Consider the following 6,926-nt stretch of genomic DNA (forward strand, 5'->3'; position numbering starts at 1 on the left):
TGTGAAAAAGTGCAACAATTCCATATTGCGTTGTGAAAATTGGTTTAAGTACGTTTTTATCCGACCTGGAGTATACTAATGACGACTCGTAAAACCCTTGCTAATGCTATCCGCTTTCTAAGTATGGATGCGGTTCAAAAAGCAAAATCAGGGCACCCTGGTGCGCCTATGGGCATGGCTGATATTGCTGAAGTGCTGTGGCGTGACTATATGAATCATAACCCAGCAGATCCACACTGGGCTAACCGTGACCGCTTTGTGCTGTCAAATGGCCATGGTTCAATGTTGATCTATAGCTTGCTGCATCTGACGGGTTATGACTTATCTATGGATGAGTTAAAAAACTTCCGCCAGCTCCACTCTAAGACCCCTGGCCACCCTGAATATGGTTATACTCCAGGTGTTGAAACCACAACCGGTCCATTAGGGCAAGGTATCGCAAACGCAGTTGGTTTTGCTATTGCAGAGCGTACATTAGCTGCTCAATTTAACCGTCCAGGCCATGACATCGTCGACCACCACACCTATGTGTTTATGGGCGATGGTTGTATGATGGAAGGGATTTCCCACGAAGCCTGTTCTTTGGCTGGTACGCTGAAGTTAAACAAACTGATCGCGTTTTACGATGATAACGGTATCTCTATCGATGGTCATGTACAAGGTTGGTTTACAGACGATACGGCAGGGCGTTTTGAATCTTACGGCTGGCATGTTATTCGTGATATCGACGGTCATGATGCTGACCAAATTCATGCTGCTATTACTGAAGCACAGCGCGAAACAGACAAGCCAACACTGATTATGTGCAAAACCGTGATCGGCTTTGGTTCACCCAATAAAGCAGGCACTGAATCAGTCCATGGTGCACCATTAGGTGATGCTGAAATTGCGGCGACTCGTAAAGCTTTGGATTGGCAATATGGCCCATTCGAGATCCCACAAGAAATCTATAAAGCTTGGGATGCGCGTGATGCAGGTAAAGAAAAACAACATGCTTGGAATGAAAAATTTGCCGCTTATGCAAAAGCATTCCCTGAATTAGCTGAAGAATTTAAACGTCGTATGGCGGGTGAGCTACCGGCGAATTTCGATGCAGAAGCGAAAAAATTTATTGAACATCTGCAAGCGAACCCTGCGAATATCGCAAGCCGTAAAGCATCACAAAATGCATTAGAAGCCTTCGGTAAAGTCTTACCTGAGTTCTTAGGCGGCTCTGCTGACCTAGCACCAAGTAACTTAACAATGTGGTCAGGCTCTAAACCACTAAACGAAGACAAAGCGGGTAACTATATCCACTACGGTGTCCGTGAATTTGGTATGTCAGCAATCATGAACGGTATCGCTCTGCATGGCGGTTTTGTTCCTTATGGTGCAACATTCCTAATGTTCGTTGAATATGCGCGTAACGCGGTGCGTATGGCTGCACTGATGAAAGTACGTAGTATCTTTGTTTACACTCACGACTCTATCGGTCTGGGTGAAGATGGTCCAACTCACCAACCTGTTGAGCAATTAGCTAGCCTGCGCGTGACGCCAAACATGAATACATGGCGTCCATGTGACCAAGTTGAATCAGCGGTGGCATGGAAATACGCTATTGAACGTAAAGACGGCCCAAGTGCGCTTATTTTCTCCCGTCAAAATCTGGAGCAACAACCTCGTACAGCGAAACAATTAGCTGAAATCGAGAAAGGGGCTTATATCCTGAAAGATAGCGAAGGTCAGCCTGAGCTTATCTTTATTGCGACAGGTTCAGAAGTTGAGTTGGCGGTGAAAGCTGCGGATCAACTATCTGGCGAAGGTCATAAAGTGCGTGTTGTTTCAATGCCTTCAACTGAAGTATTTGATAAGCAAGATGCGGCATACCGTGAAGCTGTTCTACCTTCAAGCGTCACTAAGCGTGTTGCGATTGAAGCGGGCATTGCAGATTACTGGTTTAAGTATACAGGTCTGAATGGTGCTATCGTTGGTATGCACTCATTTGGTGAGTCTGCACCTGCCGAAGAGCTATTTAAAGAGTTCGGTATTACTGTTGAAAATGCGGTAAAAGCAGCGAAATCATTGCTGAAATAATTGCGGTTACGGCCTAGAGATAGGCAGTAATCACGAGTGAAAATACGCCTCTGTATCAATTTTGGTGCAGGGGCGTTGTTTTTTTGTGCATTTCATTGGGTTTGACTATTGCGTTCTGTGAATATATCCCTTAATCTAATTCTTAATTAGCTGAACCGTTTCAGTCTTTACTGTGATTGAGATAAAAAATTTCAAAAATGTCGAGTGAAGCACACTTTTGATGTTTGACAGTTAAAATCAGCAGTAGAGTTTGTGTGAGTCAGTTATCCTTATCAGCCGTGTGATTTTGTTGAAATTCAAGGTGTAGGATGCCAATAAAAGTGGCGATTAACGGCTTTGGCCGGATCGGGCGGAGTGTACTAAGGGCGTTATACGAGTCAGGGCGACGTGCTGAAATAGTCGTTGTCGCGGTCAATGAGCTAGCAACTCCAGAAGGGATTGCTCATTTGCTCAAGTACGACTCTAGCCATGGGCGCTTTGCTTGGGATGTCCGTCTTAATGGTGCGTTGTTACAGGTTGGCGACGATAATATTCGTCTTTTCCATCAGCCTGATATCGGCGCCTTACCTTGGAAAGAGCTAGGGGTTGATGTCGTACTTGATTGCTCTGGGGTGTTTGGTTCCCGTGCAGATGGCTTAGCGCACCTTGAAGCAGGCGCAAAGAAAGTGCTGTTCTCTCACCCTGGTACGGATGATTTGGATGCGACAGTTGTCTATGGTGTTAATCATGATAACTTAACGATTGAAGATAAAATTGTTTCAAACGCATCTTGTACCACAAATTGCATTATCCCGATTATTAAATTACTTGATGATGCTTTTGGGATTGAATCGGGTACGGTGACAACGATCCACGCATCAATGAATGATCAGCCGGTGATCGATGCGTATCATCATGATTTAAGAAGAACGCGAGCGGCTAGCCAATCTATTATTCCTGTTGATACAAAGTTGGCAGCAGGAATTACGCGGATTTTTCCTAAATTCCAAGACCATTTTGAGGCGATATCAGTACGTGTGCCGACAACCAATGTGACAGCTATCGATTTGAGTGTTACCGTGCACAGTGATGTTAGTGTGGCTACAGTAAACGAACTGTTGCGAAGCGCCGCACATGGTCATTTTCGTGGTATAGTAGACTATACTGAATTACCGTTAGTCTCGATGGATTTCAATCATGATCCACACAGTGCGATTGTTGATGGGACGCAAACGCGAGTTAGCGGCAAGCATTTAATTAAAACCCTTGTTTGGTGTGATAACGAGTGGGGGTTTGCTAACCGGATGCTAGATACAACATTAGCGATGGCAGCAACAGGTTTCAACTAATTAACGGCTGACAGACGGTAGGGTAAACTGATACCCAAACAGCCATTAATGAAAACTTTATAGAGAATCAACAAGAGGATTCACCATGTCTGTAATTAAGATGACCGATTTGGACCTAGCGGGTAAACGCGTTTTCATCCGCTCTGACCTAAACGTTCCTGTAAAAGATGGCAAAGTTACTTCTGACGCACGTATCCGTGCTTCATTACCAACAATCGAAACTGCTCTCAAGCAAGGTGCTAAAGTCATGGTCACATCTCACCTCGGTCGTCCGACTGAAGGCGAGTACAATGAAGAATTTTCACTGCAGCCTGTTGTTGACTATCTAGCCGACAAAATCGATTATCCTGTTCGTCTCGTAAAAGACTACCTTGGTGGTGTGGATATCGCAGAGGGTGAACTTGTCGTTTTGGAAAACGTACGCTTTAACAAAGGCGAGAAAAAAGACGACGAAACGCTGTCAAAACAGTACGCTGCATTATGTGATGTTTACGTTATGGATGCTTTCGGCACTGCTCACCGCGCTCAAGCATCAACGCATGGCGTGGCGAAGTTCTCTCCGATTGCATGTGCAGGCCCTCTGTTAAGTGCTGAACTTGAAGCATTAGGTAAAGCATTAGATAACCCTGCTCGCCCAATGGTCGCTATCGTAGGTGGCTCAAAAGTATCAACAAAACTAACGGTATTAGATTCTCTATCTAAAATTGCCGATCAATTAATCGTTGGTGGTGGTATTGCAAATACCTTTATCGCGGCAGAAGGCAACAACGTTGGTCGCTCTTTATATGAAGCGGACCTGATCCCTGAAGCGAAAAAATTACTGGCAAACTGCCATATCCCAGTTCCGACTGATGTTCGTGTGGCGACAGAGTTCTCTGAAACTGCCGAAGCGACACTGAAATCCAGTTCAAAAATTAAAGATGACGAGCAGATTTTGGACTTAGGTGATGAGTCTGCTGAGCGTCTGGCTGAAATTTTGAAAAATGCCAAAACCATTCTGTGGAATGGCCCTGTTGGTGTCTTTGAATTCCCTAACTTCCGTAAAGGAACAGAAATCGTTGCTCGTGCTATCGCCGATAGTGAAGCTTTCTCTATCGCGGGTGGTGGTGACACATTAGCGGCTATCGATCTGTTTGGTATCGCGGATAAAATTTCATACATCTCAACTGGCGGCGGTGCTTTCCTTGAGTTTGTTGAAGGTAAAAAGCTGCCAGCGGTTGTGATGCTGGAAGAACGTGCTAAAGCGTAATTAATTTGTCATGAACAACAGGCTGCCGATGCAGCCTGTTTAACACAGGACCTTTTCAAATGTCTAAAATTTTTGATTTTGTAAAACCGGGTGTTCTCACAGGTGATGATGTACAAAAAGTTTTCGCAGTTGCCAAAGAAAATAACTTTGCATTGCCAGCGGTGAACTGTGTCGGTACAGACTCAATTAATGCCGTACTTGAAGCGGCAGCGAAAGTACGTGCTCCAGTTATTGTTCAGTTTTCTAACGGCGGTGCTGCTTTTATCGCAGGTAAAGGCTTAAAAGCGGAAGGCCAACAAGCGGCTATTTTAGGTTCCATTTCAGGTGCTCAACACGTCCATCAAATGGCTGAGCATTATGGTGTTCCTGTGATCCTGCATACTGACCACTGTGCACGTAAATTGCTGCCATGGATTGATGGTTTGCTAGACGCAGGTGAAAAACACTATGCGAAAACCGGTAAGCCTCTGTTCTCTTCACACATGATTGACTTGTCTGAAGAAACTCTGGAAGAAAATATCGAGATCTGTGCTAAGTATCTGGCTCGTATGGCGAAAATCGATATGACGCTGGAAATCGAACTGGGTTGTACTGGTGGTGAAGAAGACGGTGTTGATAACACTGGTATGGATAGCTCTGCGCTGTACACTCAACCAGAAGACGTTGCTTACGCGTATGAGAAACTAAGCGCAATCAGCCCTCGTTTCACTATCGCCGCTTCTTTCGGTAACGTTCACGGTGTTTATAAGCCAGGTAACGTACAGTTAACACCAAAAATTCTACGTAATTCACAGGACTATGTTTCTGAGAAATTTAACCTGCCTCACAACAGCCTAGACTTTGTTTTCCACGGTGGTTCTGGTTCAAGCGCTGCTGAAATCAAAGAAGCTGTTAGCTACGGTGTTATCAAAATGAACATCGATACAGATACTCAGTGGGCAACTTGGGAAGGTATCCTGAACTACTACAAAAAGAACGAAGGTTATCTGCAAGGTCAGTTGGGTAACCCAGAAGGTGATGACAAGCCTAACAAAAAATACTATGACCCACGCGTATGGCTGCGTAAAGGTCAAGAATCCATGGTTGTTCGTTTAGAGCAAGCGTTCAAAGAACTGAACTGCGTTGACGTTCTATAATTGTGCTTAGGCTTGGTTAACCAAGCTAATCGCTAAATCAATCCCTCAGTAGGGTTATCTTACTGGGGGATTTTTTTGAGGATCACTAAAGCCATGTTTAAGATTGTTTAGATTAGGTGGTTATTATTTTATTTATGGTGAAGAAGAGATAGGAGGATACACCAGATACAATTGAATATAAATAACTCTTATGAAGCAGAAAAATGTTTATTGAAATAGTATGCTGGAAAAGTATTTCATTAGAGCTAGCATTGATTTCCTTAAAATAGTTCTTCAATGATAAAAATAATGATTTATCTATGAAGCAGTTAAAAAGTGTTTACTATAAAAGCTGATGAAATAACATATTGTTTATAATGAAGATAATTATTGATTTTAAAATTATAAGCTGATTCTGTTTGCTTTTTTAGATATAAAAATCATGACTATTGAGACATCTCACCTCTTTTATCTCATTTTTAGACGATATTTTTTTATTATGATAAAACAATAGGTTAAAATAATTAATGATTAGGAATTTTCCGAAACGTTTTTTCGCCCAATGTGCATAGATTTTCTCTAATATTTTCGATAGTTAAGCGTTTTTCACCAAAATAACGAATAAAATCGAAAATATTTTATCCCATTTTTACTCTTAAAATAACAAAACGAAAGAGGTAAATGTCGTCATGATAATTATTTTACGCTAAGTCACTTATCCTAGGCTGTTCGGATTATTCTGGTGCATTTACATCTCCATCCCTGATATATATCATTCCCCCTAACCAAAATCACCATGCGCATTGGCTGATATTAATGATATTGAGCAAGGGATATATTGCTCTTGTTGTAATAAACCATCGTTATTCATCACCTGACTTATTATGATAACTCAGGGTAATAAAAGGACGCATTATGCCTACTCCATGTTATATCTCTATCGAAGGTAAAACGCAGGGCAACATCACTGCGGGGGCATTCACCCCTGAATCCGTCGGTAACATCTATGTACAAGGTCATGAAGACCAAATGCTGGTGCAAGAATTTTCCCATATTGTGACCGTACCGACTGACCCACAATCCGGTCAACCTTCAGGCCAACGTGCTCACAAGCCATTCCGTTTTACGGTGGCATTAAACAAAGCGGTACCTCTGCTGTAT

Annotated in this window: 5 protein-coding genes; all 5 read left to right on the top strand. The window is 42.9% G+C overall.

All coding sequences use genetic code 11. The annotated features are described in order from the left end of the window. The first annotated feature begins 78 nt into the window (after window positions 1-78). Window positions 79-2,073: a transketolase gene (tkt, locus tag PSF11_RS07805; protein WP_004927251.1), complete on the top strand. Its 1,995-nt coding sequence runs from the start codon at window positions 79-81 to the stop codon at window positions 2,071-2,073. A 308-nt stretch (window positions 2,074-2,381) separates the two neighbouring features. Beyond that, window positions 2,382-3,401, top strand: a complete 1,020-nt coding sequence (epd, locus tag PSF11_RS07810; RefSeq protein WP_004927255.1) for an erythrose-4-phosphate dehydrogenase — start codon at window positions 2,382-2,384, stop codon at window positions 3,399-3,401. An 85-nt stretch (window positions 3,402-3,486) separates the two neighbouring features. Beyond that, the gene (gene pgk / locus PSF11_RS07815) at window positions 3,487-4,650 is read left to right on the top strand and encodes a phosphoglycerate kinase (protein ID WP_004927258.1); all 1,164 of its coding nucleotides are present in this window, start codon (window positions 3,487-3,489) and stop codon (window positions 4,648-4,650) included. Window positions 4,651-4,709: 59 nt separating this feature from the next. Then, window positions 4,710-5,786 carry a class II fructose-bisphosphate aldolase gene (gene fbaA, locus PSF11_RS07820; protein WP_004927260.1) on the top strand — a complete coding sequence of 359 codons (1,077 nt, stop codon included), beginning with the start codon at window positions 4,710-4,712 and terminating at the stop codon, window positions 5,784-5,786. An 894-nt stretch (window positions 5,787-6,680) separates the two neighbouring features. Then, the coding region (tssD, locus tag PSF11_RS07825; RefSeq protein WP_196712849.1) for a type VI secretion system tube protein TssD at window positions 6,681-6,926 on the top strand (246 nt) is incomplete at its 3' end.

Source organism: Providencia sp. PROV119, from assembly GCF_028482435.1.
In the GTDB taxonomy this organism is placed as follows: Bacteria; Pseudomonadota; Gammaproteobacteria; order Enterobacterales; family Enterobacteriaceae; genus Providencia; species Providencia stuartii.